This window comes from Streptomyces sp. NPDC043427, from assembly GCF_056436655.1.
Map to the genome: position 1 here is coordinate 1 of NZ_JBWKCC010000036.1, position 23,568 is coordinate 23,568.

The window sequence follows — 23,568 nt, forward strand, 5'->3', positions numbered from 1 at the left end:
CATGTCCTGAAGCCGACGCAGGGCTCGCTCAGTCTGTTCGGCGAGGCGCCGGGCTCGGTGGAGTCCGGTCGGCGTACGGCCTTCCTCGCGCAGGACAAGCCGCTGTTCCGTCGCTTCACCGTGGCGGAGACCCTGCGGCTGGGGCGGGAGCTGAACCCCGGCTGGGACCAGCGCGCCGCTGAGGACATCGTCCGCGCCGGCAATGTGCCCTTCGACGCGAAAGTCGGCACCCTCTCCGGTGGCCAGCGCACCCGCGTCGCCGTCGCCCTCGCTTTCGGCAAGCGCCCCGACCTGCTGCTGCTCGACGAGCCGATGGCGGACCTCGACCCGGTCGTGCGCCACGAACTCATGGGCACCCTCCTCGCCGAGGCCGGCGAGCGCGGCACCACCGTGGTGATGTCCACCCACGTGCTCGCCGAGCTGGAGAACGTGTGCGACTTCCTCGTCGTCGTCTCCGGCGGCGGAGTGCGCGTCGCCGGTGACGTGGACGAGCTGATGACCATGCACACCGTGGTCACCGGGGCCAAGGAGGACGAGGGCCTGCCCGACTTCCTCGGGTTCCACACCCTCGTCGAGGCCCGGACCAGCGGACGGCAGTTCACCGCGCTGATCCGCCCGGAGGGCCCGGTCACCGGCCCCTGGGAGGTGGCCGCCCCGAGCATGGAGGAACTCCTGCTCGCCTATCTCCGCTCACCCGACGCGCCACCGTTGATCACTCCCACCGCCCAGGTCCAGGGCCAGGCGTTCGGCACCGGGACGGTGGCGGCATGAGCACCTTCACCAACCCCTCGACCGACGGCAGGAACGGGACGGCGAACCGGACGATGAACGCGACGATGAACGCAACCAAGAACGGACCCAGGCACGGGGCCGGGAACACGAGCACCACGCAGGCCACCCGGCGCCCCCGCCTCAGCGGTATGACGTGGCTGGTCTGGCGCCAGCACCGCGCCGCGTTCTGGACCATCCTCGCCGCCACCGTGCTCTGCGTGGCCTGGATGATCTACCAGCGCGCCCAGATGATGGACTTCCTCAACGCCTACGGCTTTCCTGCCAAGAAGCTCGACGACGCGGGAAAGCAGTTCGACCCCTACGTCGGCGCGTTCTCTTCCGTCACCACCGGCCTCACTGCGATACCCGTCATACTCGGTGTCCTCCTCGGCGCCCCGCTGCTCGCAGGCGACCTGGAGAACGGCACGGCCAAGCTGATCGCCGCCCAGTCCGTGAGCCGCAACCGCTGGCTCGCCACGAAGCTGGCGCTGACCGGGCTGGTGGTGACGGTGACCACGGTCACGCTGTCGGCGGTGTTCGCCTGGTGGTGGAATCCCATCAAGCTCCATTACGCGGACATCGACTGGACCTCCCGGGAGTTCTTCAACACCACGGGCCCGGCGCCCGTCGCCCTCTCCCTCCTCTCCGTGTTCAGCGGGGTGCTGATCGGTGTGATCCTGCGCCGCACGCTGGCGGCCATGGTCGTGACCCTCGGATTCACCGTCGCCCTCCAGGCCGTCTGGGGCTACTTCAAGCTGTCGCTCGGCGACATCGTCACAGCCACCAGCAAGCCCATCAGCCCCGGCGGCCTGATCACATTTCCGGAGGTGCCCCGCACCGCGCACTTTCTCGACTCCTCGTATGTCAGCGGCAGCGGGAAACTGTTCGACCCGACCACGTGTATGGACACGCTGTCGGAGGAGGCGACCACTTCGTGCATGAAGAAAGCGGACATCGTCGGCGCGTCGATCGACTACATCCCCATCTCACAGATGAGCAGTATGCAGTGGTTCGGAGCATCGATTCTGTTCGCCCTGACCGCCGGCATCGTGGCCTTCCTCTTCATCTGGGGACGTAAGCGGCTCGTCTGAACAGCCGTTCAGACCCCCACGGGGGCACTCCCTCTCCGCAACCCCGCCGAAGGAGGCGAGCGGGTGAGGTTTCGACGCCCCCGCTCACCTCCGCGGCCCTCACCGCGGCCCCGACACCCCGGTGACGACCCCGTCGAACAGGCCGCGAACGTGCTGTTCACAACTGCCACAGCACCTTCACCAGGCGCCCACCTGCCGCACGATGCCCATCAGTGCCAAACAGTCCCGGGAGGAAACATGCGCACCCGTACAGCCATCACAGCCGTCCTGCTCGCCCTCGCCGCTACGACAGCCGCCTGCAGCAGCAGCAGCGACAAGCCCGACCTGGCCGCCTGCAAGGCCGCCATGGAGAAGCAGTTCAAGGACGCCAAGAACAGCGAACAAGGCAAGCGCCCCGACGCATGCGACGGCGTCGACGCCAAGACCATGAGCCAGTACACCCAGGAGATCTTCGACGACCAGACGACCAAGTAAGTCGAGGACCTGGAGACCTCGACGCCGGCTTGAGACGGATCCGCCGGAGTCGTCAGCGCCTGTCATGGGACTTAGGCCCGCGGCTGCCCACCAGGCGAGGCGTCAGAGCAGGGCGGCCCCGTCAGTTCGGGGTTGAGCGTCGGCTGAGCCAACGGTCAGCCAGGCAGTGAAAACGCCGAGAGCCCCGGTCCAGACGGGATCTGGACCGGGGCTCTGACGAGCACGCTCCCGACAACGCGCAAACGGTCACGTGACGCCCGAGGTGATGATCAGCGAGCGGCCTGCCGAAAACGGTCCACCGACTCCGTCGGCGGACCGTCACGAAACTTCGAGGTTAGCCTCGAGCTTTCACGCGGCAGGGCGTCCGGTGGGTGATCAGAAACGCGAAGAGTGCTCCTGACCTGCAACGATGGGACTTGTCTAGGGTCCAGGTCGTCGCATGAAAGAAGCACTCTCCAGGTGAGCAAGCGTATCGGGTCGTACCCGCGTGTCCGTACTGAGGGCGGTGGTCGCGGGGTGGTCTCCCAGGCTGGCGGGTGCTGCTGGTGGAGACGATCCGCAAGACCGGTCTGGACCAGGCGATATCGGCGGCATTGACGCCGTGGCGCAAGCCGCGGACAGTGCATGATCCGGGCAAGGTCGTGCTGGACGTGGCGCTCGCGGTCGCACTGGGCGGAGACTGCCTGGCAGACGTGGGCATGCTGCGGGCCGAGCCCGCGGTGTTCGGTCCGGTGGCCTCTGATCCGACGGTGTCCCGGCTGATCGGCACGTTGGCTGCGAGCGGGAAGCGCGCGCTGACCGCACTACGGCGGGCCCGCGCTGGGGTCCGCGAACATATATGGGGGTTGGCCGGGGATGCGGCGCCGGACGCGGCCGGGCAGGTGATCGTGGACCTGGACGGAGTGCTCGTCCTGGCGCATTCCGAGAAGCAGGATGCGGCCGCGACCTGGAAGAAGACCTTCGGGCAGCACCCGCTGATGGGGTTCGTCGACCACGGCCGGGGCGGGTCCGGGGAGCCGGTGGTCGGGCTGCTGCGGCCCGGAAACGCGGGCAGCAACACCGCCGCAGACCACATCGAAGCCGCCCGTCTCGCCCTGAAGCAACTGCCGAAGAAGTACCGGCGGGGACGGCAGACACTGATCCGCACCGACTCGGGCGGGGGCACCCACGAGTTCGTCGACTGGCTGTCCGCCCGCGGCCGGTGGCTGTCCTACTCGGTCGGCATGACCATCACCGACGCTATGCACGCCGCTGTTCTGAAGGCTCCCGCAATCGGCCTGGACGCCGGCCGTCGAGCCCGACAGCGAGATCCGCGACGGCGCCTGGGTGGCCGAACTCGACGGCGACTGCCTCAAGGGCTGGCCCACCGGCATGCGGCTGATCGTGCGGAAGGAACGGCCGCACCCCGGAGCCCAGTTGCGCTTCACCGACGCCGACGGCATGCGCCTGACCTGCTTCGCCACCAACACCAAGAACACTCTGATCGCCGAGCTGGAGCTGCGGCACCGCCAGCGGGCCCGCGCCGAGGACCGTATCCGCGCTGCCCGCGCCACCGGCCTGCGCAACCTCCCGCTCCACGACGCCGCGCAGAACCAGATCTGGCTGGAGATCGTCCAGATAGCCCTCGACCTGCCGGCCTGGATGCCGATGCTCGCCCTCACCGGCCAGGCTCGCCGGTGGGAGCCTCGCCGGCTACGGCTGCGGCTGTTCTCCGCGGCCGCTCAGCTTGTCACTACCGGACGCCGCCGCATCCTCCGCTTCGCCAGGCACTGGCCCTGGGCCGACGTGATCACTGACGCCCTGCAACGGCTCACGGCTCTACCGAGCCCTGGCTGACCAGCAACTTCCCGTCCCTACGAGCAGCACCACCCAACCGGAGCCGTGGAACCCGGCACCCACCCGACGCGACAGCCGGGCCACCGACCTGCACACCGGCAGCAAACTCCGCCCCGAACAAGCCGAAAGGGTCCGTCAGCAAGCTGACGGAACCCTCATGCAAGATCGAGGTTACTGACTTCGGCTCGTCAGGGTGACTCTGTGGCGATCTGGTCGGTGGCGCGGCGGCGGGCACCGAGGCCGTCGGCGAGGGCGAGCAGGATGCGCCGGTGGGCGGCCGGGGCGAGCTCGTCCCGGGGGAAGCGGTGTTCCGTGCTGAGGCTCGCCGGGGCCGGGGTGGGGTCGACGACCGTCATGTCGTGTCCCTGGGCGTGCTCGTGGAGGGCGCGGCCGGCGCGGGCACCGAGGAGGCGCTGCAGCAGAAGGCGATGGACGCGTCGAGGTCGGGGACGCGCAGGGCGAGCTGTACGCGGGATGTCATGGCGAACCTCCTTGGGCGGGTGGGGAGTTCAGCAGCCGCCGTAAGTGGCGGCAGGAGCGCCGATGCCGATCTCCAGGGTGGCGGGGGCGGCACAGCAGCCTCCGCCCTCGCGGCTCTGGGCGGCGTCGGCGTCGTCGAACAGACCCGCGCCTCCGCACACACCGGTCTCCGGCAGAGTCAGCTCGACGCGCTCGGCGGCCTCCCGGTCCCCGGCGAGCGCCGCCGTGATGGAGCGGACCTGCTCGTAGCCGGTCATCGCGAGGAACGTAGGCGCGCGGCCGTAGGACTTCATGCCGACCAGGTAGACGTCCTTCTCCGGGTGGGAGAGCTCGTTGACGCCGTGGGGGTAGACGGTGCCGCAGGAGTGCTGGTTGGGGTCGATGAGCGGGGCCAGGGCGGTGGGTGCCTGGAGGCGTTCGTCGAGGCCGAGGCGGAGCTCGGAGAGGAAGGAGAGGTCGGGGCGGAAGCCGGTGAGGACGATGACCTCGTCGACCGGGTCGAGGCGGCGGCCGTCCTCGCCGACGAGGACCAGGCGGCCTCGGGCGTCGCGCTCGATGGCGTCGGTGCGGAAGCCGGTGACCGCGTCGGCGTGGCCGTCGTCGACGGCGGCCTTGGCGGCGAGGCCCAGGGTGCCGCGGGCGGGCAGCTGGTCGGCGGTGCCGCCGCCGAACGTGGAACCGGAGATGCCCCGGCGCAGGATCCACACGGCCTTGGTGCCGGTGCCGTCGTCGGCCGTGGCGAGGTCGGCGAGGTAGGCGAGCGCGGTGAAGGCGGAGGCGCCGGAGCCGATGACCGCGGTGTGCTTGCCCGCGTAGCGGGCACGTACGGCGGGGTCCTTGAGGTCCGGCACGCGGTAGGTGATCCGGTCGGACGCGGCCTTCTCACCGAGGGCCGGAAGGCCACTGCCGCCGACCGGGCTCGGGGTGGTCCAGGTGCCGGAGGCGTCGATCACCGCGCGGGCGAACAGCCGCTCCTCACGGCCGTCCGCGTGGGCGACGTGGATGACGAACGGCTGGTCCTCTCGGTCGGCGTCCACGATCCGGTCCCGGCCCGCGCGGGAGACGCCGGTGACGGTGGCGCCGAAGCGCACCTGCTCACCGAGGACGTCGGCGAGCGGCTGGAGGTACTGCTCGGCCCAGTCCCCGCCCGAGGGGTAGGTGGCAGCGTCCGGCTTCACCCATCCGGTGGGGGCCAGAAGCTTCTCGGCGGCCGGGTCGGTGACCTCGCCCCAGGTGGAGAACAGCCGCACGTGAGCCCACTCGCGCACCGCCGTTGCGGCGACCGGGCCGGCTTCCAGGACCAGCGGGGTGAGGCCGCGGTCGACGAGGTGGGCGGCAGCGGCGAGTCCGACGGGACCGGCTCCGATTACGACGACGGGCAGCTCGGTGGTGGCAGGCGCGTTCACGGTCGACTCCTCGGTGTTTCGACATTCATCGATGGCTTGCGCGGCCAGCATGGCACCTGATTCGATGGGCGTCAACATAGATATTTATCGAATTTGGCGGTTCTTTCATGGAACATGTCGACGTCGCGGTGATCGGCGGCGGGCAGTCCGGGCTGGCCACGGCACACGCTCTACGGGAGCGGGGCATCGAGCCGGTGGTGCTGGAAGCGTCCGAGGCGGCGGTGGGGTCGTGGCCGCGCTACTACGACAGCCTCACGCTGTTCTCACCCGCCCGGTACAGCTCACTGCCCGGAATGTCGTTCCCCGGCGCCGACCCGGACCGCTACCCGCACCGGGACGAGGTCACCGACTACCTCACCGCGTACGCCGCCCGGTTGGACGCCGACATCCACACCAGCCGGCCCGTCACCGCCCTCCGCCCGGCCGAGGGGGGGGTCGAGAGGTAGCTGGCGGGCGGTGGCCGACTGGCGGCGCGCGCCGTCGTCGCCGCCTCGGGCACCCGGGGCTGGCGTTCGTCGGGCTGGAGTGGCAGCGCAGCCTGTCGTCCAACTCCCTGCGCGGCGTGGGCCGGGACGCCGACCGCGTCGCACGGCGGCTGGCACACCACCTCAACCAGGGTTGACCGCTCCGCGCCTCGCCCGCCTGGTTCGAAGTGTGTCAACATAGACGTATGTCGAATGCCAAGGTGCTGCCGCTGATCGAGCCTGCCGACAGCCAGGCCGTGGCGCCGTGCTGCCCGCCGCTGACCGAGCGACCGTTCAGCGCGGAGGAGGCCGAGGTGGCCGCGCGGATGTTCAAGGCGCTCGGCGACCCTGTGCGGTTGCGGCTGTTCTCCGCGGTCGCCTCACACGAGGGCGGCGAGGCGTGCGTCTGCGACATCTCCGACGTCGGCGTCTCCCAGCCGACCGTCTCCCACCACCTGAAGAAGCTCAAAGAGGCCGGGCTGCTCACCTCAGAGCGACGCGGCACCTGGGTCTACTATCGCGTCGAGCCGTCCGTGCTGGCCGCGATGGGACAGCTGCTGACCAACGCGTCGGCTGTGGCCTGACCAAGGCACTGGTCACGGCCCGTCGCTGGACCTGAGTGGTCGGGGTCCGGCTCGTACGGCGGCCGGTGTCGCCGGTCGAGGCGGCAGGTCAGCCGGCCGTGCAGCGGCCCCGCGCAGCACACGGCGCAGGCGGCCACCGCGAGCACCCGGCACCTAGGGTCTTTCGTTTGGATCAGGCCGGATCAGGGAGCGGGGTCCGGCACCGTGCATCGCAAGGCGGAGGAGAGCGGCAGGGCAGAGCCCTGCCAACCGACGACAACGCGGCGAGGCGCGGTGCCGGACCCCGCGAGCCCGGCATGATCCAAACGAAAGGCCCTAGCACGGACCTGTCCGAGGAGGGCCTGCCGGAGGAAGGCTTGGCGGTCACGAGGCGGCTCTGAAGAGGTCGGACAGCAGGGATCCGGCGGCCTCGGGGGCCCGGACGGTCAGTGTCATGGCTGTCGGGGCCAGGTGCAGCGTGAAGTCGAAGAAGGCACAGCAGCGTTGTTCGGCTGCCGCCGGCGAAGAGAGCTCGGCGGCAAGTTCAGGGGAACTGGGGAAGGTCAGGCGCACCCCGTCCGGGACCTCCTGGTGCTCGGTGGCCCGGGTGACCAGGGCTCGCCACTGGACGGTCCGTTCCCCCAGTTCGTCGCCGCCCAGGGTGCAGGCCGCCGGTGCCTCCCGCCATGGCTCCCCCGCCTTCGCGGGCATCTGGGCCGGGGCCGGCGGGCGGGCAGGTGACAGCTCCACCAGGGCGGGGCCCGGCGCCCCGCCCTCACTGGTGCAGCCGCAGTCCGGACCGCAGGCTCCCGAAGGTGCCGGACCGGCCAGCCGCTCGTGCACGTCGGCCAGGCGGGCGGAGAACGCCGTCAGCTCCGCCGCACGCCGGTCCGCGTCCGCGATCCGGTCGGCGACCAGGGGCACCATCCGGGCCCGCACCGCCGCGCACACCCCCGCGTCCCGTACATCGAGCAGGTCGCGGATGTCTTCGAGTGCGAGCCCCAGCAGCTTGGCGGAGGAGATGAAGGCCAGGCGCTCCACCGACTCCTCGTCGTAGAGGCGTTAGCCGGACGCGGTGCGCTCGGCAGGAAGGAGCCCGGCCGTCTCGTAGAACCGCAGCGTGGACGCCGCAACGCCGGAGCGTTCGGCCAGCTGGGATATCCGCAGAGTGCTCATGCCTCGAACGTAAACCTTCGAGTCGACTGGAAGGTCAAGCCCGCAGCCTGCCCGCGATCTCACGGGCCGCGTCGCGGGCCGGGCGGCCCACCCCGATGAGCGTCGCTGAGGCGGGTCCGGTCCAGTCGCCGTAGCCGAGCAGGTTCACGCGCGGCTCGTCCACCGCCCGGGTTCCCTCGGTGGCGATGTGGCCGCGTCGGCCTCGGAGCTGGAGCGGGGCAAGGTGGGAGAGGGCTGGGCGGAAGCCGGTACACCAGATGATCGCGTCGGCCTCGGCGCGCGTGCCGTCGGCCCACTCGACGCCGCCGGGGACAAGGCGGGTGAACATCGGGCTCGTCTTGAGCAGGCCGCGGTCGCGGACCGCGCGGACGGGCGGTACGGCGACGATGTCCCCGAGCGAGGCGACGCCGCCCGCGTCCCGGCGCCCCTCGTCGAGGGCGCGGCGGCGGGCGGTGGCCGCGTCGAACAGCGCGCGCCCGTCGATGTCGTCGGCCAGGAACCGGGGCGGGCGCTGGGTCACCCAGCTCAGCTCCGTGTTGTACGCCAAGTCGGCGGCGATCTGGGCGCCGGAGTTGCCCCCGCCCACCACGATCACGCGCTGGCCTGCGAAGTCGGCGGAGGTGCGGTACTCCACCATGTGCAGGTGGCGGCCTTCGAAGGCCGCTTGGCCGGGGACGGCGGGGAGGAAGGGCCGCCACCAGGTGCCCGTCGCGCTGATCACGGCGTGGGCGTGCCCGGTGCCGGAGTCGGTCTCCACCCGCAGGGGCGCACCGTCCCGGTGGACGCCCAGGACGCGTACCGGACGCTCGACGGGGAGTTCGTAGCGCTTCTCGTAGTCGGTGAGGTACTCCACCACGTGCTGCGTGTCGGGGTAGGTCTCGCCGGTCTGCGTCGGCATGAGGCGGCCGGGCAGCGAGGAGTACGCGGCCGGGGAGAACAGACGCAGTGAGTCCCAGGTGTGCTGCCAGGCGCCGCCCCGTTTGGTCTGGGCGTCGAGGACGACGAAGTCGAGGCCGAGGCGGCGCAGGTGGTAGCCGGCGGCGAGCCCTGCTTGGCCGCCGCCTATCACCACCACCTGCGTCCTGTTGGTCACTCGGCCGGACGCCCGCGCATGAAGATGAGGGCCACCAGCGCCAGCCCGACCGCGCCGCCGATGAGTTGCATGCCGATGAATCCCAGGAGTGAGCCCGGCGCGATGCCCGCGAAGGTGTCGGTGAAGGCGCGGCCGATGGACACCGCCGGGTTGGCGAACGACGTCGAGGAGGTGAACCAGTAGGCCGCGCCGATGTAGGAGGCGACGGCCACGGGCGCGTACCGGAGCTGGTCGGTGCGGACCAGGCCGAAGATCAGCAGGATCAGGCCTGCCGTGGCGACGACCTCGCCCAGCAGCAAGTGTCCCGCCGACCGGTCGTGCGTCGACCACTCCACCAGCGGCTTTCCGAACATGGCGTCCGCCAGGATGGCGCCCGCGATCGCGCCGACGATCTGCGCGGGCACGTACACCGCGGCCTCGCGCAAGGTGACCCCAGCGCCGCCGCGTCGGGCTGTCCACCACTCGGCCAGGGTGACGACCGGGTTGAAGTGTGCGCCGGAGACCGGGCCGAGCAGGAGGATCAGGATGCCGAGGCCGAAGACGGTGGCCGTGGAGTTGGCCAGCAGCTGCAGGCCGACGTCCTTGGTCAGTTCGGTGGCCTGGATGCCGGAGCCGACCACGACCGCCACCAGCAGAGCCGTGCCTATGAGTTCGGCGGCGGCGCGGGCGACCAGGGGGTTACGCGGCGGGGTGGCTCCCGGCGCGGGCTGTGGCTCGGCGCCGGGGGCTGCGGCGGAGTCCCCGATTCTGTCGTGCTCGGTGGCCTCGGTGGCGGTCAACAGGACTCCTCGGTGCAGTCGCCGGAGCGGTGGGGGTCAGGGGCAGGACCGCTTGACGTTGTTCTCGGCGGTGGCGCGCGCTGTCTCCGCGAGGTCGACGAACTGACCGGCGAGGGCGGCGATGACGTCGGGCTTGAGCCGGTAGTAGGTGAACCGGCCACAGGGCTCGGTCTCCACGACCCCGGCCTCGCGCAGCACCTTCAGATGGTTGGAGAGGTTGGTCTGTCTGGCCCCCGTCTCCTCGATCAGGTGCGTGCTGCAGAGCGTCTCCTTGGCGAGCAAGGTGACGATCTGGAGGCGGAGCGGGTCCGCCAGGACCCGCATCAGATCAGTGTCGACTGACGTCAGCATGCGCTGATACTCTCATATCAGTGGTGAATGACACCACTGGGTGCTGATATGTCGTGCCCTCCTCTGTCGCCTGACAGGTGTCGCCTGGCAGGTGTCGCCTGGCAGGCGCGAGATCAAGAGAGACCTCCTGATGTCCGACAAGCCGTCCGTGCTGTTCGTCTGTGTCCACAACGCCGGCCGTTCCCAGATGGCCGCCGCGTGGCTGACCCACCTGGCCGGGGACCGTGTCGAGGTCCGCTCCGCCGGCTCCAACCCGGGCGCAGGCGTCAACCCGGCCGCCGTCGAGGCCATGGCCGAGGTCGGCATCGACATCTCCGCCGAGGTCCCGAAGATGCTCACGGTCGACGCGGTGAAGGAGTCGGACGTCTGCATCACCATGGGCTGCGGCGACACCTGCCCCGTCTTCCCCGGCAAGCGGTACCTGGACTGGCAGTTGGAGGACCCGGCGGGCCAGGGCGTCGATGCCGTCCGCCCGATCCGTGACGAGATCAAGGTGCTGGTCGAGGGCCTGATCAAGGAGATCGCGCCGGAGCCCCAGGGATGAGTACTGCGGCGGACATACGCAACGTCGTCATCATCGGCTCCGGTCCTGCGGGCTAAACCGCCGCCCTCTACACCGCCCGCGCCTCGCGCCTGCACTGGTCGGTCCCCCACCCCACCCGCACCGGCACCGGCACCGACGACGCGTTCGCCGACGCCCTGAGTGATCCCGGCGAACTCGGCCAGGAGCTGCACATGCCCAGCAACCTCCTGGCCCACCACCTCAAGCTGCTCGAACAGGTCGGCCTGATCGAGCGATCGCAGCGATGACTGAAACTGCGCCCGTCCTGCACCGCAACCTGAGCATCGACCAGCAACTCGCCCTGCGTACCGCCGCCACCCACCTGGGCCGCGAGTTCGACGGCACCTTCGGCCAGGAAACGATCGAACGGTTCCTGCACACCAGCTATGACCAGTGCGCCGGCCGCAGCACCATCCCCAACTTCCTCCCCCTCATGGCCGAACGCTTCGCCCGCCAGCGCCTGCGCGCCCTGGCCAAGGTCGAAGGCCACCACACCGACGGCAAGCCCGTCGTGCTCTTCCTCTGCGTCCACAACGCCGGCCGCAGCCAAATGGCCATGGGCTTCTTCCAGCACCTCGCCGCCGACCAAGTGGCCTGGTCGGGCGGTTCCGAACCCGGGAACGAGGTCAACCCGTCAGCCATCGCCGCGATGAGCGAGCGTGGCATCGACATCTTCCGCGAGTTCGCCAAGCCCTGGACCGACGAGATCGTCCGCGCCGCCGATGTCGTCGTCAGCATGGGCTGCGGCGATGCCTGCCCCGTTTTCCCCGGCAAGCGATACCTCGAATGGACCCTCGACGACCCCGCAGGCCAGTCCGTCGACGACGTCCGGCCCATCCGCGACGAGATCGAGCGCCGCGTCCGCGGCCTCCTCGACGAGCTCGGCGTCGCGGCCCAGCACTGACCGCACGCAGGGCGTGCGGAGGCCGGACCCACACAGCTCGTTGGCCGTACGAATCAACCGTGCTGTGTGGGCAGCCATCGCTCGAGGTAAGCGCGCAGCCCTTCGAGGTCTGCACCGCGCGCGACGTAGCCGAGGTAGCCGTCAGGCCGTACGAGCCCCTGGACCGCGTCCGGCCACGGGCTCTCCCCGCCCAGCCGGTGCACGCTGATCAGGTCGTCCCGTCCGCGCAGCTGCCCTTCGAAACCTTCCCGCTCCCCGACGGCCCCAGCCAGTTCCTCCTCACCTACACCGCCGAGCCCGCCTCACCCTCGCAGGACGCCCTGAACCTGCTGGCCAGCTGGGCCGCGACCAACGACGACATCGAGCGGTCCGCGCCGGCCAACGACTCCCAGTCCGCCGACTCGTCCGAGACACCCGACTGAAGACGAGCCACGCGAGTCGATCTGCGGCCACGTCTGCGGCGTAGCGGCACCGCCATCGATGTCGTCTGCACGACGGGGGTCAACACCGCAGCGACCGGGGGGGTTGGCGGGCTGGTGGCCGATGGAGCGTGCCAGCCACGCCCTGTCCTTGGGAGCGGTGCGTCCGGCGGGTGGACGGTGCAGCGTCTCGGCCTGCGCCGCAATCGCGTCCAGGTGCCCAAAGACGGGAACAGTTGGTCGCCGAGGCCGCCTTGCACCCGCAGTTCTCCTTCGGGTGACGTTGGGGCGTTGTCAGACCGGTCAGGTGCTTGGGGTCATGAGGATCAGGCCCTTGCCGTTGATCTTTCGGCCTTTCCCAGTCGGTGATCAGGGCGGTAGCGGTGTCCAGGGGGACGGTTTCGCCGATGGACATGCGGATGTCTCCGGCGGCAGCCCGGGCGGCGGCCGCGGTGAGGGTCCGAGTGTCGGGCTCGCAGAAGAAGATCTTGTGGCGGCGCGCGACGGCGGCATGCGCGAACTTGGCGGGGCTGGCGTGGATGTCGAGGTAGACGCCCGTCTTGTTCAGCAGCCGCATTGCGGTCCGGATGGGAAGGGGGCCGACTGTGCCGTAGAGGACGTCGAACGCGCCCTGGCTGGTGCGGCCGAGGAGGTCGAGGGCGGCCTCCGCCTCGCAGAGGCACGCACCAGACCCCGCTCACCCGCATGGAACAGCACCGTCGCCGCCCTGCGGCCTGGGCAGGCCCTAGGGGACGGCTCGATCCGTGCGGTCACCGAGGGCGTCGGGCCAGGCTTCGCGTGCGGTCAGGTCCAGCACGAGGGCCGCGATGTTCCAGGCGTCGTCCTCGCCCCGGTGGTGGCGCCCTTCGAGGGGCAGTCCGGCGATCTGCAGGGCCTGGGCCATGCCGGGGCGTTTGCGCAGGCCGTGCGCCTCGGTGAAGACGGCCTTGGCGTTGGTGTGGCGGCCGCCGAAGGGGTACGGCGCGCGGGTCGCCGCGCACTGCCGGGTGAACTGGTTCCGGTCGTAGTCGCCCCAGCTCGCCCACGGTCGCTCACCGGCCCGATGGAGGGCCGCCAGTTGTCGGCACGCCTCGGCGAACTCGACACCGGTGTCGACCTCTTGCTGAGTGAGGCCGGTCAGCTCGGTGCAGAACTCGCTCACGGTGGACCGCGCGGGCCGCACCAGGATGCGATGCCGGGCTACGCGCCGCCGGGCCGCCAGGTCGACGACGGTCAGCCCGATCTCGATGATCTCGCTGACCGCGCCGGGCGGCGGGGACCCCCGCCAGCAGGTGGCTTCGACGTCGACGACGTTCAGCAAGGGCGCTCGCCCGTTTCCGTCCATGGCGCGCAGCGTAGGAAGGGCGCCCCGCTTCCGGCATCCGATTTTCACGCGCCCCATTTGGCTTCGCACGGCTGTTCACTTGCCCCTGCGTCTGATAGGAAACATTCCTATCAACCAGCCACTCCCCACAGCCACTTGGAGTCACAGTGGTACGCATTCTCACCGCGGCGGAACGTTCCGCCTCGGGTCCCTCCCGCCGTACTCTCCTCACGGTGCTGGGCGCCTCCCTGGCCGCCGTCCCCCTGCTGGGCACCCCGCACGCCTCCGCCACCACCCGCGCGGTGGGCCTCGACGACCCGGCGAAGAAGGAGATCGCCATGAAGCTGGTATCGAGCGCGGAGAACTCCTCGCTCGACTGGAAGGCGCAGTACAAGTACATCGAGGACATCGGCGACGGCCGCGGCTACACCGCCGGCATCATCGGCTTCTGCTCCGGCACCGGCGACATGCTCGACCTCGTGGAGCTGTACGCCGACCGCAAGCCCGGCAACGTGCTCGCCAAGTACCTCCCCGCCCTGCGCCGCGTGAACGGCACCGACTCGCACAACGGCCTCGACCCTGCGTTCCCCGCCGACTGGCGTACGGCGGCCCGTGACACGGTCTTCCAGCAGGCGCAGAACGACGAACGCGACCGCGTGTACTTCAACCCGGCCGTCAAGCAGGGCAAGACCGACGGGCTGCGCGTGTTGGGCCAGTTCGCGTACTACGACGCCATCGTCATGCACGGCGACGGCACCGACCCGACCAGCTTCCGCAACATACGCAAGCGCGCCCTGCGCAGTGCGAAGCCGCCGGCGCAGGGCGGCGACGAGGTCGCCTACCTCAACGCCTTCCTCGATGCCCGGGTCTGGGCGATGAAGCAGGAAGAGGCCCACAGCGACACCAGCCGGGTGGACACCGCTCAGCGGGTCTTCCTGCGCAAGGGCAACCTGGACCTGACTCCGCCGCTGGACTGGAAGGTGTACGGGGACAGCTACCACATCGGCTGACCTGGTCCGGGCCCGCGCCCACCTCGACCTTCGACCTCGACCTCGACCTCGACCTCGACCTCGACCGGAAGGTCACATCCCCCGGCTCCGTATGGTGGGGTTCCATGGTCGAGGTCGAGGTCGAGGTGGTCCAGCTACTGGTCTCGTCGGCGCACCGGCTCGCCGGACGGCCGTCGGACGGGCCGCCCGCCGCACCGGGCGACGAGCTGGTGCGGCAGGTGGAGGTGCGCGGCGGTCTCGGGCTGGTCGGCGACCGCTACTTCGGCCGACGGGCCCATCGGGACGCGGCCGTGACGATCATGGCCACGGAGCGCCTTCCCCTGGACATCGATCCGCGCGTCGGACTTCTCCAGACGCGCCGGAACATCCTGATCCGCGGCTTCGACATCGACTCCTGCGTCGGTTCGACGCTCTCCCTCGACACCGGAGCCGGACCCGTCACGTTCGCCGTGAACCGTCCGGCCAGACCGTGCGCGTGGATGGACGTCACCGTCGGCCCGGGCGCCCAGCGCGCGCTGCGCGGCGGGGGCGGGGTGCGGTGCACGCCTTTGTCCGACGGAGTGCTCACCCTGGGGAAGGCGGCCCTGTCCGTGATCGACGAGCCGCCCACCCGTCAGTAGCCTCGTCACCACTCCAGGCGGGTTTCCAGGTGGGCCGTCGCGGCGAGCACCACCGCCGCCGCACCCGTCCCCAGCACGGCCCCCGCGACGACGTCGCCCGGATAGTGCACCCCCGTGTGGATCCGCGAGTAGCCCACTGCGCAGGCGAGCAGGCCGAGCGGCACCGTGGCGGCCGGCCACGCGGGCCCCACGGCAGCGGCGAAGGCGACGGCGGAGGCGGTGTGGCCGGAGGGGAACGACGCGGACTCCGGCATCGGCACGTGCCGCCCGGGGAACGGCGAGTCCTCGGCGCGGTGCGGCCGCGGACGGCGTACGAGACGCTTGCCGAGCAGGTTGGCGGTCGCCGAGGCCACGCCGATGGCGGCGACACCGAGGGCGGCTGCGCGGCGGGGGCGGCCGGGGAACAGCGCCAGGAGCCCGGCGACCGTGAACGAGATCTTGGAGTGGTCCGCCGCGGCGGACAACCGCCGCAGGGCGGAGTCCAGCGTGGGGGTCTCGGTGATCGTCACGGCCTCGTACAGCGTCTGGTCGAGGGTGGCGAGGTCGCGCACCAGGCTGCGCAGGGCCGGGTGTTCCCGCGACGGGCGGTCAAGCATCGCTGTGCTCCTGAGTCGTACGGGGTCGGTCGGGGGACCGGGTCAGCGCGAGGCGGACCACGCGCCGCCAGTCGACGGACGGTGCCACGTACGTGGCGCCGGGACGGTGTCTCGGTACCCGCACCCGCAGCGCACCGGGCCGTACGGTGCACACGACGGGCGTGGACAGGGTGAGCGCCTCCCCGTCGACGGCCACCGGGATGTACTCCTCGTCGGCCTCGACGACCACGCGACGTGACGTCAACACAGTAATGCCGCTGGCCCGTTCGCCGCGCAGCGCCAGCTCTGCGGCCTGGGCCGCGCCTTCCACACGCACCGCGACCACCCCGAGCGCGCCGGCGTCGAGCCGGGGCCTGCGCCCGCCGCCGAGGGGATCGACGCGCCCGTAGGCGTTGTTGCTGACCAGCAGCGCCTGCGGAGCGTGCACGCGCGTGTCGTCGGTCCGCACGTCCAGGGACGTACCACCGTCGCCGACCAGCAGATCCGGCAGCTGGTCGAGTACGGTCGCCGCCTTGGCGTCACGGTACTCCGGGTTCTGCACGATCTCCGCGTACGTGCCGAACGAGACGGTGTTGACGAAGGGCCTCCCGTTCACCTCCCCGAGGTCGATGCGGAGCTCCACGCCGTCGGTGAGTGCGTCGAGGCCGGTCGCCGGGTCGTCACGGTCCAGGCCCAGGTCCATGGCGAAATGGTTGCGTGTTCCGGCGGCCACGACCAGGAACGGGAGGCCGTGTTCGGCGGCCACGGCCGCCACCAGCGCCTGGGTGCCGTCGCCGCCCGCGACGCCGAGCAGGTCCGCGCCCTCGGCGACGGCCCCCCGGGCCAGGGCCACGGGGTCCGGGTGGGCGTCGAGATCGAGCAGCACGACGCGGGCCCCCAGCGCCTCGGCCCGCTCCACGAGCCCGTGCCGGCCGACCTTCCCGCCTCCGGACCGCGGGTTCATGATCAGAACCGGCCGGCGGGGCGGGCGGGTCGAACGGCTGTGCATGCCGTGCGGGCGGCGCAGGCGGCGCAGGGCGCTGCGCGCGCACGCCAGCGCGGCCGCCCACGCCGCGAGCGCGGCCACCGCCACGACCCACAGGCCCGACACGGCGTAGAGCACCAGGACGCCCACGGGTGCGGCGAGGGCCAGCAGGGTGCCGAACAGACGGACCGCCCCCCGGTGCGCCAGGGTCCACCAGATGCCGGCGCCCGCCAGGGCGAGGCCGACGAGGCCCAGCAGCAGGACCAGCCACCCGCCGGAGCCGCCGCCGGCGACCACCGCAGCGACGGCACCGGCGACGCACAGCAGAGCGAGCTGGGCCCAGCCCCGCGCCACACCCCCACCCCGGTCCGAGCCGTCGGGCTTGGCCATCGGTCTCCTCCGTACACGCACCGTTGCCCTTCCTTCTCCCCATGGTCGTGACCGCCCGCCGGTTCGGCACCCCGGCCTTCGGTGACGAGCCTTCGGCGGGCATGTGCGAACCGCTTCGGATGCCCCGCCTTTTGTGGAACAAACGTGCGGATTACGGGTGCGTGATGGGCATTTTGCGGGGCACTTGAACCCTTGGAGGTTGATAACAATGGTTCCCCTGCTTCTTGTTCTGCTTCTGGCACTGGTCCTCTTCGGCGCCGGTTTCGCGCTCAAGGCCCTGTGGTGGATCGCCGTCATCGTGTTGGTGCTATGGCTGGTGGGCTTCCTGGTACGGCCCGCGGGGGCCGGCGGCCGCAGGGGTCGCTGGTACCGCTGGTAGCCGGGAGCATCACGGCATGAGTGGGCCCCGTCGGCATCCCGCCGACGGGGCCCACGGGCGTCCGTGACCGACTCCGGTTCAGCACAGCACCCGCAGTGCTCCCGGCTGGACCCTGGCCGTGACCGGGAGGACGGCCTCCACCTCGCCGTCGGCGCCGTAGGGCACGGGTCGGTCGGCCTCGACTCGGACCTCCCTGCCGCGCAGGATCCGCACCTCGGGCCGTGCCACGTGGGCGCCCGAGCGGAGTTCGTTCATCAGGGTGAAGAACAGGTGCCGCGGCGCCTCACGGATCGTCACGACGTCGAGCAGGCCGTCATCGACACGGGCGCCGGGCGCGATGATCCGGCCCGAGCCGTAGGAGCCGGAGTTGGCGATCACCACCGTGTAGCCGCTGTGCGCGTGCTCCTCGCCGTCGATCGTGACCCAGTAGTGCGCCGGACGCCAGGTGGCGACCGCCCGCAGCCCGCCGGCGTAGTAGGCGGCGGCGCCCCGCAGCACCTTCGCCCTGTTGGCGTGCCGGTTGGCGACCGCGTCGACGCCCGCGTACACGCTGCCGAGGACGACGGTGCCGTGGTGGACGGCCGACTCCACCGCGATGGTGTCGACGGCGCGTGGTTCGCCGCGGAGCAGCACCTCGGCCAGCGCGGCCGCCTCCGTCGGCAGCCCGAGGGCCCGCGCGAAGTCGTTGCCGCGCCCGGCCGGGACAAGGCCGAGGGTCGCGCCGGTACCGCTGAGGGCTCCTCCGACGGCCCCGGCGATGCCGTCCCCGCCGACCGCCAGCACCACGCGCCCTTGCCGCCCGGCCTCCCGCGCGAGGTCTTGCGCGTGCGCCAGGCTACGGCTGTACTCCGTCTCCAACTCCCCGCCCGCCTCCCGCAGCAGCCGCGCCACCGCGAGCAGCGCGGCGGCCCCGGTGGAGCCGCCTGCGGTGGGGTTGACGACCGCGGTGAACTGTCGCATCGGGGGCCTCCGGGCTGACGGCTGGTTGTTCGAGGAGAAGTGGCGAGGTGTCGGGTCAGTCCGCGGGTTCAATCCGCGAGTGCAGTCCGCGGTTCAGTCCACGGGTTCAATCCGCGGGCAGCAGGACGCCGGGGTTGAGCACTCCTGCCGGATCCATCCGCTGCTTGACGGCCCGTAGGGCGTCGACGCCCAAGGGGCCGGCTTCCCGGACGTACCAGTCCCGGTGGTCGGTGCCGACCCCGTGGTGATGGCTGATCGTGCCTCCGGCGGCGAGAATCGCCTCGTTGGCGGCGCGTTTGGCCCGCGTCCAGTGAGCGACGGGGTCGGCGCCCTGGGCGGAGACGACGGTGAAGTACAGGGAGGCGCCGTTGTCGTAGACGTGGGAGATGTGGCACATGACCAGGGGCGGGGTGCCGGCCTCGGTGAGGGCCGTGGTGAGCGCCTCACGGACGGAGGCGTACAGGTCCGGGACGCGGGACCAGAAGGTGGCGGTCTCCAGCGTCTCGGCGAACGCCCCCGCGTCGAGCAGCGCGTCCCGCAGGTAGGGGGCTGAGTAGCGGCCGTGGGCCCACTTCTCCCCCGGTTCCGTCCCCAGGGGCGTGCCGCCGCAGTCGCGCAGTACGGCGGCGGCGTGCTCCCGGCGGTGAGCGGTGTCCTGCGGTGTGCCTTCGAAGCCGGCGATCGCCAGGCATCCCGCGTTCTGTCCGGCGCCGGAGCCGATGGCGTCGGGCTGGGCCAGGCCGATGAGCGTCTCGGTCTCGTCGGACAGCCGCAGCACGGTCGGGCGCGGGCCGTCCTGGGCGAGCCTGCGCAGCGCGTCGGTGCCCTCCTGGAACGAGGCGAAGCGCCAGCCCTCGTAGACGCGGGTCTGCGGGACGGGTCGGATCCGCACGGTCACGGACGTGATCACGCCGAACGCCCCCTCCGAGCCCAGGATCAGCTGGCGCAGGTCGGGGCCGGCGGCCGAGCGGGGGGCGCGGCCCGTGTCCAGGGTGCCCCGGGGGGTGGCGAGGGTCAGGCCGAGGACCATCTCGTCGAAGCGGCCGTAGCCCGCGGAGGCCTGTCCGCTGGAGCGGGTCGCGGCGAACCCGCCGATGGTGGCCCACTCGTAGGACTGGGGGAAGTGCCCCAGGGTGAAGCCGTGCTCGCCCAGCAGCGCCTCGGCCTGCGGGGCGCGCAGCCCCGGTTGCAGGGTGGCGGTGCGGGAGACCGGGTCGAGGGCGAGCAGGCGGTCCATGCGGCGCAGGTCCAGGGCGACGAAGGCGCCGCGCAGGCCGGGGGCCAAGCCGCCGACCACCGAGGTGCCGCCGCCGAACGGCACCAGCGTCAGGCCGTGTTCGTCACACACCTCCAACACCGCGAGCACCTCGTCGTGGCTCTCCGGGAGCACCACGGCGGCGGGCACGTCGTCGACGTCGCCGCGCCGGAGCCGCAGCAGGTCGGGCGTGGACTTGCCGCGCGTGTGCCGTACGCGCGTCTCCGCGTCGGTCCGCAGGCACGGGGCCCGACCGCCGACGGCGATGAGCAGCGCGCGCAGCGTGCTCGTGTCGAGGGCCGGCTCGGGTACGGCGATCTCGTCGAGGGCGACCGGTTCGGCGTCGCTCGGCTTCACGCCGAGCAGATCGCGCAACAGCCCGATCACCGTGTCCGGCAGGGGCGTCGCCCTGGCCGGGTCGCCCCAGCCGCTCCACAGCATGTCCATGGCGTGCGTCCTCACCGGTCGATGTAGGGATTGCGTCCTGTGCGGTCGGGGCTGGGGGAAGCGCCCCGCCGGACCTCACCGGGAGTTACACTGTGACACATGACGCCTATTCGTCACAACTATGCGGACAGCGACGCGGTGCTCGACGCGGTGCATGACTGTGTCCTGGCCGTGGGAGTCCGGCGTACGACGCTGACCGACGTGGCCCGTCGCGCGGGGGTCTCGCGCATGACGATCTACCGACGCTGGCCCGATGTGCGCTCCCTGGTCGGCGACCTGATGACCCGTGAGTGGGTCGACGTGGCCACCCGCGCGATGCCCGAGCGCCGCGCGGGGGCGGATGCGCGGTCCCTGGTCGTCGACGGGCTCGTGGCCGGCGTGGACGCCTTCCGTGCCCATCCGCTCTTCCGCAAGATCGTCGACGTCGATCCCGAGCTGCTCCTCCCCTACGTCCTGGACCGCCGCGGGGCCAGCCAGGAGGCGCTGCTGAAGCTGCTCTCCGACGGCTTGCGGGAAGGGCACGCCGACGGGTCGGTCCGGGCCGGTCACGCCGAACGGCAGGCGCGCTCCCTGCTGCTCGTCGTGCAGTCCTTCACCCTGTCGCTGCGGACCATGACCGACGAGGACGACGGCGACCTGAACACGTCGGCGTTCCTCGCCGAGTTGCGGATCATCCTGGAGAGGACCCTCACGCCGTGAGTCCCGCCAACACTCCTGCAGCCCCTGGATCGTCACTGTCCGCCGCCCGGCGCTCGCGCGAACTCGCGGACACCGTGGGCGGCGAGGTCGTGGACGTCCTGGTCGTCGGACTCGGCGCGACCGGCGCCGGAGCCGCCCTGGACGCGGCGGCCCGCGGCCTGGACGTCGTCGCTGTCGACGCCTACGACCTGGCCTTCGGCACCTCCCGCTGGAGCTCCAAGCTCATTCACGGCGGGCTGCGCTACCTCGCCTCGGGCCACTTGGACGTCGCCCACGAGAGTGCGGTGGAGCGCGGGGTGCTGATGGAGCGGACGGCGCCCCATCTGGTGCGCGCCCAGCCCTTCCTGCTGCCCCTCACTCCACTGGTCTCCCGCGGACAGGCCGCCCTCGCCTGGGCCGGTTTCAGGGCCGGTGACACCCTGCGTCTGGCGGCGCGTACGGCCCGGGCCACCCTGCCCGCACCGCGCCGGCTCTCGGCGGTGGAGGCTCACCGCATGGCCCCGTCGGTGCGCACCGACGGTCTGCGCGGCGGGCTGCTGTCCTGGGACGGGCGGGTCACCGACGACGCCCGCCTGGTGACCGCCCTCGCCCGCACCGCCGCGGCGCACGGCGCGCGCGTCCTCACCCGGGTCCGCGTGCTGCGGCTCACCGGGTCCGGAGCCGTGGTGCGCGACGAACTCACCGGCGAGGAAGGGCAGATCCGGGCCCGCGTGGTGATCAACGCCTCGGGTGTGTGGGCGGGTGACCTGGTGGACGGCATACGCGTGCGCCCCTCGCGCGGCACGCACATCGTGCTGCGCTCGGAGCACCTCGGCTCTCTCCCCTCAGGGCTGCACATCCCGATCCCCGGCGAGAGCAACCGCTTCGTCCTCGTGCTGCCCCAGGGCGACGGCCGGGTCTACGTCGGGCTCACTGACGAGCCCGTCGACGGCGACGTCCCTGATGTCCCCGAGGCGCCGGAGTCCGACATCGGGTTCCTGCTCGACGTCCTCGGCTCCGTCGTGAACACGCCGGTCCACCGGTCCGACGTGGTGGGGGCGTTCGCGGGCCTGCGCCCCCTCCTGGACGTCGCTCCCGCGGGGCAGCCGGAGGACACGCGCAGGACGTCCGACATCTCGCGCCGGCACGCGGTCATCACCTCGCAGGACGGTGTCGTCACCGTGGTCGGCGGCAAGCTCACCACCTACCGGCGCATGGCCGAGGACGCCGTCGACGCCGCCGTGGCCGGGGCCCGACTCGACGCGGCCCCCTCTCGCACCGCCGGCCTCCCGCTGGTCGGCGCCGCAGCCCCGCGCGTCCTCGACGCCTTGCCCGTGCCCCGCCGCCTGCTGCGGCGCTACGGCACCGAGGCACCGGCCGTCCAGGCACTCGGCGCCCGCGACCCCCGGCTCAACGACCGCGTACTGCCGGAACACCCCGTCACCCGGGCCGAGTTGCGGTGGGCCGTCCGGCACGAGGGTGCGCTCGACGAGGCCGATCTGCTGGACCGTCGTACGCGCATCGGGCTGGTGCCCGAGGACCGGGCGGCCGCGCTGGACACCGTGCGCGACCTGCTGGCGGAGGCCTCCGACCGGAAGGGATGACCTGCCGCAGCCTCTACGCGGCCGGCCGGTACACCACCAGGCTCGCGACCTCGAACGACATCTCCGTGACGTCCGGGTCCGGAGCCGGGTGGTAACGGCCCGCACACACGGAGAGGTTGACGATGAGGTGGGCGTGCCAGTCGCGCCCCACGCCGTGCCGGTTCGTGTAGACGCGCGTGTCGTTCAGCGTCCAGACGACGCGGCGCGCGCCGAACTCGACGGCCAGGTCGATCCAGGCGCCCGGGCGGACGGCGTCGTCGCGGTGGTAGAGGTGACCGCCGCGCACGTGGTTGGAGAACTCCAGCCGGTCGGGGTTGTCCGGGTGGTACTCGAAGACGTCGATCTCCTGGTCGCCGTCGCGCCACGTCCAGATCGCCGGCCACGCGCCGGTCTCGGTGGGCAGCCGCACCCGGGTCCGCAGCAGGTCCCCGGTCCGGACGAGGAACCCCTCCTCGCTGCCCTCGGTGGTCAGCAGCCCGGTGTCCCAGAGGGCGTCGGGGCGACGCGTCGCCCGGAACGTCCCGCCGCGGCAGTAGTCGGGGTCCGCCACCAGGTGGTCCAGTTTGTTGTCACCGGGGTTGACGGGTCCGCCGTCCGGATAGGCCCACGAACGCCCCGCGACCCATTGCCGGGCCGAGGCGAAGTCGGCGGTGAGGACGGGGTCGGCTGCGGCGGTGGGGTCAGCGGCGAAGGCGGGGTCGGCAGGCATACGGCTCCTCCTTCCCCGGCGCGAATGGGCGCGGCTGGCGCGGCTGGGCGCAGGGGTTCTGCCCGGGGTGTGCTGCGGCATGCCGCCCTTCGGAGTGTCAGCAGCTCATATCACTCGGTCGGGTGAATGCGCGGCCTCCGGCACCACGCCATGCCCTTGGACCCCAGAAATAGTTACCGGAGCGTAACTCCTCAAGGTGTTACCGACGGTAAATAAGCAGTGCTAGTTTTTCGCCACCCTGAAACGGAGCAGCGCGAGGAGTG

28 protein-coding genes and 2 pseudogenes are annotated in these 23,568 nt (G+C 71.5%); 15 read left to right on the plus strand and 15 right to left on the minus strand.

Annotated elements, in window-relative coordinates; all coding sequences use genetic code 11:
- The 4 genes and pseudogenes from AC067M_RS38735 to AC067M_RS38750 all read left to right on the plus strand — a co-directional run.
- Positions 1 to 771 (plus strand): ATP-binding cassette domain-containing protein (locus tag AC067M_RS38735; protein ID WP_478701697.1); only part of this gene is annotated, 771 nt, incomplete at its 5' end.
- Positions 768 to 1,862 (plus strand): ABC transporter permease subunit, encoded by a 1,095-nt coding sequence (locus AC067M_RS38740; protein ID WP_478701698.1) that lies wholly within the window; start codon positions 768 to 770, stop codon positions 1,860 to 1,862. The genes AC067M_RS38735 and AC067M_RS38740, both read left to right, overlap by 4 nt.
- Before the next feature lie 237 nt (positions 1,863 to 2,099).
- Positions 2,100 to 2,336, plus strand: a complete 237-nt coding sequence (locus AC067M_RS38745) for a hypothetical protein (protein WP_390993535.1) — start codon at positions 2,100 to 2,102, stop codon at positions 2,334 to 2,336.
- A gap of 459 nt (positions 2,337 to 2,795) precedes the next feature.
- Positions 2,796 to 4,172: pseudogene (locus AC067M_RS38750) on the plus strand (IS1380 family transposase).
- A 188-nt stretch (positions 4,173 to 4,360) separates the two neighbouring features.
- Here the strand turns inward: AC067M_RS38750 and AC067M_RS38755 are convergent.
- Genes AC067M_RS38755 through AC067M_RS38765 form a run of 3 tightly spaced genes read right to left on the minus strand, consistent with a single transcriptional unit; the run spans position 4,361 to position 6,058 of the window.
- The gene (locus AC067M_RS38755; protein ID WP_478701699.1) at positions 4,361 to 4,528 is read right to left on the minus strand and encodes a hypothetical protein; all 168 of its coding nucleotides are present in this window, start codon (positions 4,526 to 4,528) and stop codon (positions 4,361 to 4,363) included.
- Positions 4,525 to 4,653, minus strand: coding sequence for a hypothetical protein (locus AC067M_RS38760; RefSeq protein ID WP_478701700.1), 129 nt, complete (start codon positions 4,651 to 4,653; stop codon positions 4,525 to 4,527). Before AC067M_RS38760 ends, AC067M_RS38755 begins: the two co-directional genes overlap by 4 nt.
- Before the next feature lie 28 nt (positions 4,654 to 4,681).
- Positions 4,682 to 6,058 carry an NAD(P)-binding domain-containing protein gene (locus AC067M_RS38765; protein ID WP_478701701.1) on the minus strand — a complete coding sequence of 459 codons (1,377 nt, stop codon included), beginning with the start codon at positions 6,056 to 6,058 and terminating at the stop codon, positions 4,682 to 4,684.
- A gap of 107 nt (positions 6,059 to 6,165) precedes the next feature.
- On the opposite strand from AC067M_RS38765, the gene AC067M_RS38770 reads away from it, so the two are divergent.
- On the plus strand, positions 6,166 to 6,504 hold the full coding sequence (locus AC067M_RS38770; RefSeq protein ID WP_478701702.1) for an FAD-dependent oxidoreductase: 339 nt from the start codon (positions 6,166 to 6,168) through the stop codon (positions 6,502 to 6,504).
- Between the two features lie 224 nt (positions 6,505 to 6,728).
- Positions 6,729 to 7,106 carry an ArsR/SmtB family transcription factor gene (locus AC067M_RS38775; protein WP_328785320.1) on the plus strand — a complete coding sequence of 126 codons (378 nt, stop codon included), beginning with the start codon at positions 6,729 to 6,731 and terminating at the stop codon, positions 7,104 to 7,106.
- 363 nt (positions 7,107 to 7,469) lie between these two features.
- Here the strand turns inward: AC067M_RS38775 and AC067M_RS38780 are convergent, their stop codons facing one another.
- Genes AC067M_RS38780 through AC067M_RS38800 form a run of 5 tightly spaced genes read right to left on the minus strand, consistent with a single transcriptional unit; the run spans position 7,470 to position 10,484 of the window.
- Positions 7,470 to 8,126: a MerR family DNA-binding protein gene (locus tag AC067M_RS38780; protein WP_478701703.1), complete on the minus strand. Its 657-nt coding sequence runs from the start codon at positions 8,124 to 8,126 to the stop codon at positions 7,470 to 7,472.
- A 21-nt stretch (positions 8,127 to 8,147) separates the two neighbouring features.
- Positions 8,148 to 8,261 carry a MerR family transcriptional regulator gene (locus AC067M_RS38785; protein WP_478701704.1) on the minus strand — a complete coding sequence of 38 codons (114 nt, stop codon included), beginning with the start codon at positions 8,259 to 8,261 and terminating at the stop codon, positions 8,148 to 8,150.
- 34 nt (positions 8,262 to 8,295) lie between these two features.
- A complete protein-coding gene (locus AC067M_RS38790) occupies positions 8,296 to 9,354 on the minus strand; it encodes an ArsO family NAD(P)H-dependent flavin-containing monooxygenase (protein WP_478701705.1) in 1,059 nt (352 codons plus the stop codon).
- Positions 9,351 to 10,133, minus strand: a complete 783-nt coding sequence (locus tag AC067M_RS38795; RefSeq protein ID WP_478701706.1) for an aquaporin — start codon at positions 10,131 to 10,133, stop codon at positions 9,351 to 9,353. The genes AC067M_RS38790 and AC067M_RS38795 overlap by 4 nt, the downstream gene beginning before the upstream one ends.
- A 36-nt stretch (positions 10,134 to 10,169) precedes the next feature.
- Positions 10,170 to 10,484, minus strand: a complete 315-nt coding sequence (locus AC067M_RS38800) for an ArsR/SmtB family transcription factor (RefSeq protein ID WP_478701707.1) — start codon at positions 10,482 to 10,484, stop codon at positions 10,170 to 10,172.
- Positions 10,485 to 10,614: 130 nt separating this feature from the next.
- Between AC067M_RS38800 and AC067M_RS38805 the strand changes: the two genes are divergently transcribed.
- From AC067M_RS38805 to AC067M_RS38815, 3 genes and pseudogenes are all read left to right on the plus strand, one after another.
- Complete coding sequence (locus AC067M_RS38805; RefSeq protein WP_478701708.1) at positions 10,615 to 11,028, plus strand: arsenate reductase ArsC; 414 nt, start codon at positions 10,615 to 10,617, stop codon at positions 11,026 to 11,028.
- Between the two features lie 262 nt (positions 11,029 to 11,290).
- Positions 11,291 to 11,509: pseudogene (locus AC067M_RS38810) on the plus strand (three-helix bundle dimerization domain-containing protein); the annotation flags it as partial.
- Positions 11,510 to 11,557: 48 nt separating this feature from the next.
- Positions 11,558 to 11,950 carry an arsenate reductase ArsC gene (locus AC067M_RS38815; RefSeq protein WP_478701793.1) on the plus strand — a complete coding sequence of 131 codons (393 nt, stop codon included), beginning with the start codon at positions 11,558 to 11,560 and terminating at the stop codon, positions 11,948 to 11,950.
- A gap of 53 nt (positions 11,951 to 12,003) precedes the next feature.
- Here AC067M_RS38815 and AC067M_RS38820 read toward each other — a convergent pair whose 3' ends face one another.
- Complete coding sequence (locus tag AC067M_RS38820) at positions 12,004 to 12,153, minus strand: hypothetical protein (protein WP_478701709.1); 150 nt, start codon at positions 12,151 to 12,153, stop codon at positions 12,004 to 12,006.
- Here AC067M_RS38820 and AC067M_RS38825 point away from each other — a divergent pair.
- On the plus strand, positions 12,148 to 12,372 hold the full coding sequence (locus AC067M_RS38825; protein WP_478701710.1) for a hypothetical protein: 225 nt from the start codon (positions 12,148 to 12,150) through the stop codon (positions 12,370 to 12,372). The genes AC067M_RS38820 and AC067M_RS38825 overlap by 6 nt on opposite strands.
- Before the next feature lie 742 nt (positions 12,373 to 13,114).
- On the opposite strand, the gene AC067M_RS38830 is transcribed toward AC067M_RS38825, so the two are convergent.
- Positions 13,115 to 13,714, minus strand: a complete 600-nt coding sequence (locus tag AC067M_RS38830; protein ID WP_478701711.1) for a 3'-5' exonuclease — start codon at positions 13,712 to 13,714, stop codon at positions 13,115 to 13,117.
- Positions 13,715 to 13,869: 155 nt separating this feature from the next.
- Between AC067M_RS38830 and AC067M_RS38835 the strand changes: the two genes are divergently transcribed.
- Positions 13,870 to 14,703: a chitosanase gene (locus tag AC067M_RS38835; RefSeq protein WP_478701794.1), complete on the plus strand. Its 834-nt coding sequence runs from the start codon at positions 13,870 to 13,872 to the stop codon at positions 14,701 to 14,703.
- Between the two features lie 104 nt (positions 14,704 to 14,807).
- A complete protein-coding gene (locus AC067M_RS38840; protein ID WP_478701712.1) occupies positions 14,808 to 15,323 on the plus strand; it encodes a molybdenum cofactor biosysynthesis protein in 516 nt (171 codons plus the stop codon).
- 5 nt (positions 15,324 to 15,328) lie between these two features.
- On the opposite strand, the gene AC067M_RS38845 is transcribed toward AC067M_RS38840, so the two are convergent.
- Entirely contained in the window at positions 15,329 to 15,919 is a 591-nt protein-coding gene (locus AC067M_RS38845) for a phosphatase PAP2 family protein (RefSeq protein WP_478701713.1), read from the minus strand.
- A complete protein-coding gene (locus tag AC067M_RS38850) occupies positions 15,912 to 17,273 on the minus strand; it encodes a diacylglycerol/lipid kinase family protein (RefSeq protein ID WP_478701714.1) in 1,362 nt (453 codons plus the stop codon). Before AC067M_RS38850 ends, AC067M_RS38845 begins: the two co-directional genes overlap by 8 nt.
- A gap of 208 nt (positions 17,274 to 17,481) precedes the next feature.
- Between AC067M_RS38850 and AC067M_RS38855 the strand changes: the two genes are divergently transcribed.
- Positions 17,482 to 17,652 carry a hydrophobic protein gene (locus AC067M_RS38855; protein WP_393627882.1) on the plus strand — a complete coding sequence of 57 codons (171 nt, stop codon included), beginning with the start codon at positions 17,482 to 17,484 and terminating at the stop codon, positions 17,650 to 17,652.
- Between the two features lie 78 nt (positions 17,653 to 17,730).
- Here AC067M_RS38855 and AC067M_RS38860 read toward each other — a convergent pair whose 3' ends face one another.
- Together AC067M_RS38860 and AC067M_RS38865 are read right to left on the minus strand one after the other, a co-directional pair.
- Positions 17,731 to 18,612: a diacylglycerol/lipid kinase family protein gene (locus AC067M_RS38860; protein ID WP_478701715.1), complete on the minus strand. Its 882-nt coding sequence runs from the start codon at positions 18,610 to 18,612 to the stop codon at positions 17,731 to 17,733.
- Between the two features lie 106 nt (positions 18,613 to 18,718).
- Entirely contained in the window at positions 18,719 to 20,314 is a 1,596-nt protein-coding gene (locus AC067M_RS38865) for an FAD-binding oxidoreductase (protein WP_478701716.1), read from the minus strand.
- Positions 20,315 to 20,413: 99 nt separating this feature from the next.
- Here AC067M_RS38865 and AC067M_RS38870 point away from each other — a divergent pair, with 99 nt between their 5' ends.
- Both AC067M_RS38870 and AC067M_RS38875 read left to right on the plus strand, forming a co-directional pair.
- Positions 20,414 to 21,013, plus strand: a complete 600-nt coding sequence (locus tag AC067M_RS38870) for a TetR/AcrR family transcriptional regulator (protein WP_478701717.1) — start codon at positions 20,414 to 20,416, stop codon at positions 21,011 to 21,013.
- Positions 21,010 to 22,596, plus strand: coding sequence for a glycerol-3-phosphate dehydrogenase/oxidase (locus AC067M_RS38875; RefSeq protein ID WP_478701718.1), 1,587 nt, complete (start codon positions 21,010 to 21,012; stop codon positions 22,594 to 22,596). The genes AC067M_RS38870 and AC067M_RS38875 overlap by 4 nt, the downstream gene beginning before the upstream one ends.
- A 13-nt stretch (positions 22,597 to 22,609) precedes the next feature.
- On the opposite strand, the gene AC067M_RS38880 is transcribed toward AC067M_RS38875, so the two are convergent.
- Positions 22,610 to 23,305, minus strand: a complete 696-nt coding sequence (locus tag AC067M_RS38880) for a beta-glucanase (protein ID WP_478701719.1) — start codon at positions 23,303 to 23,305, stop codon at positions 22,610 to 22,612.
- Positions 23,306 to 23,568 lie beyond the last annotated feature (263 nt).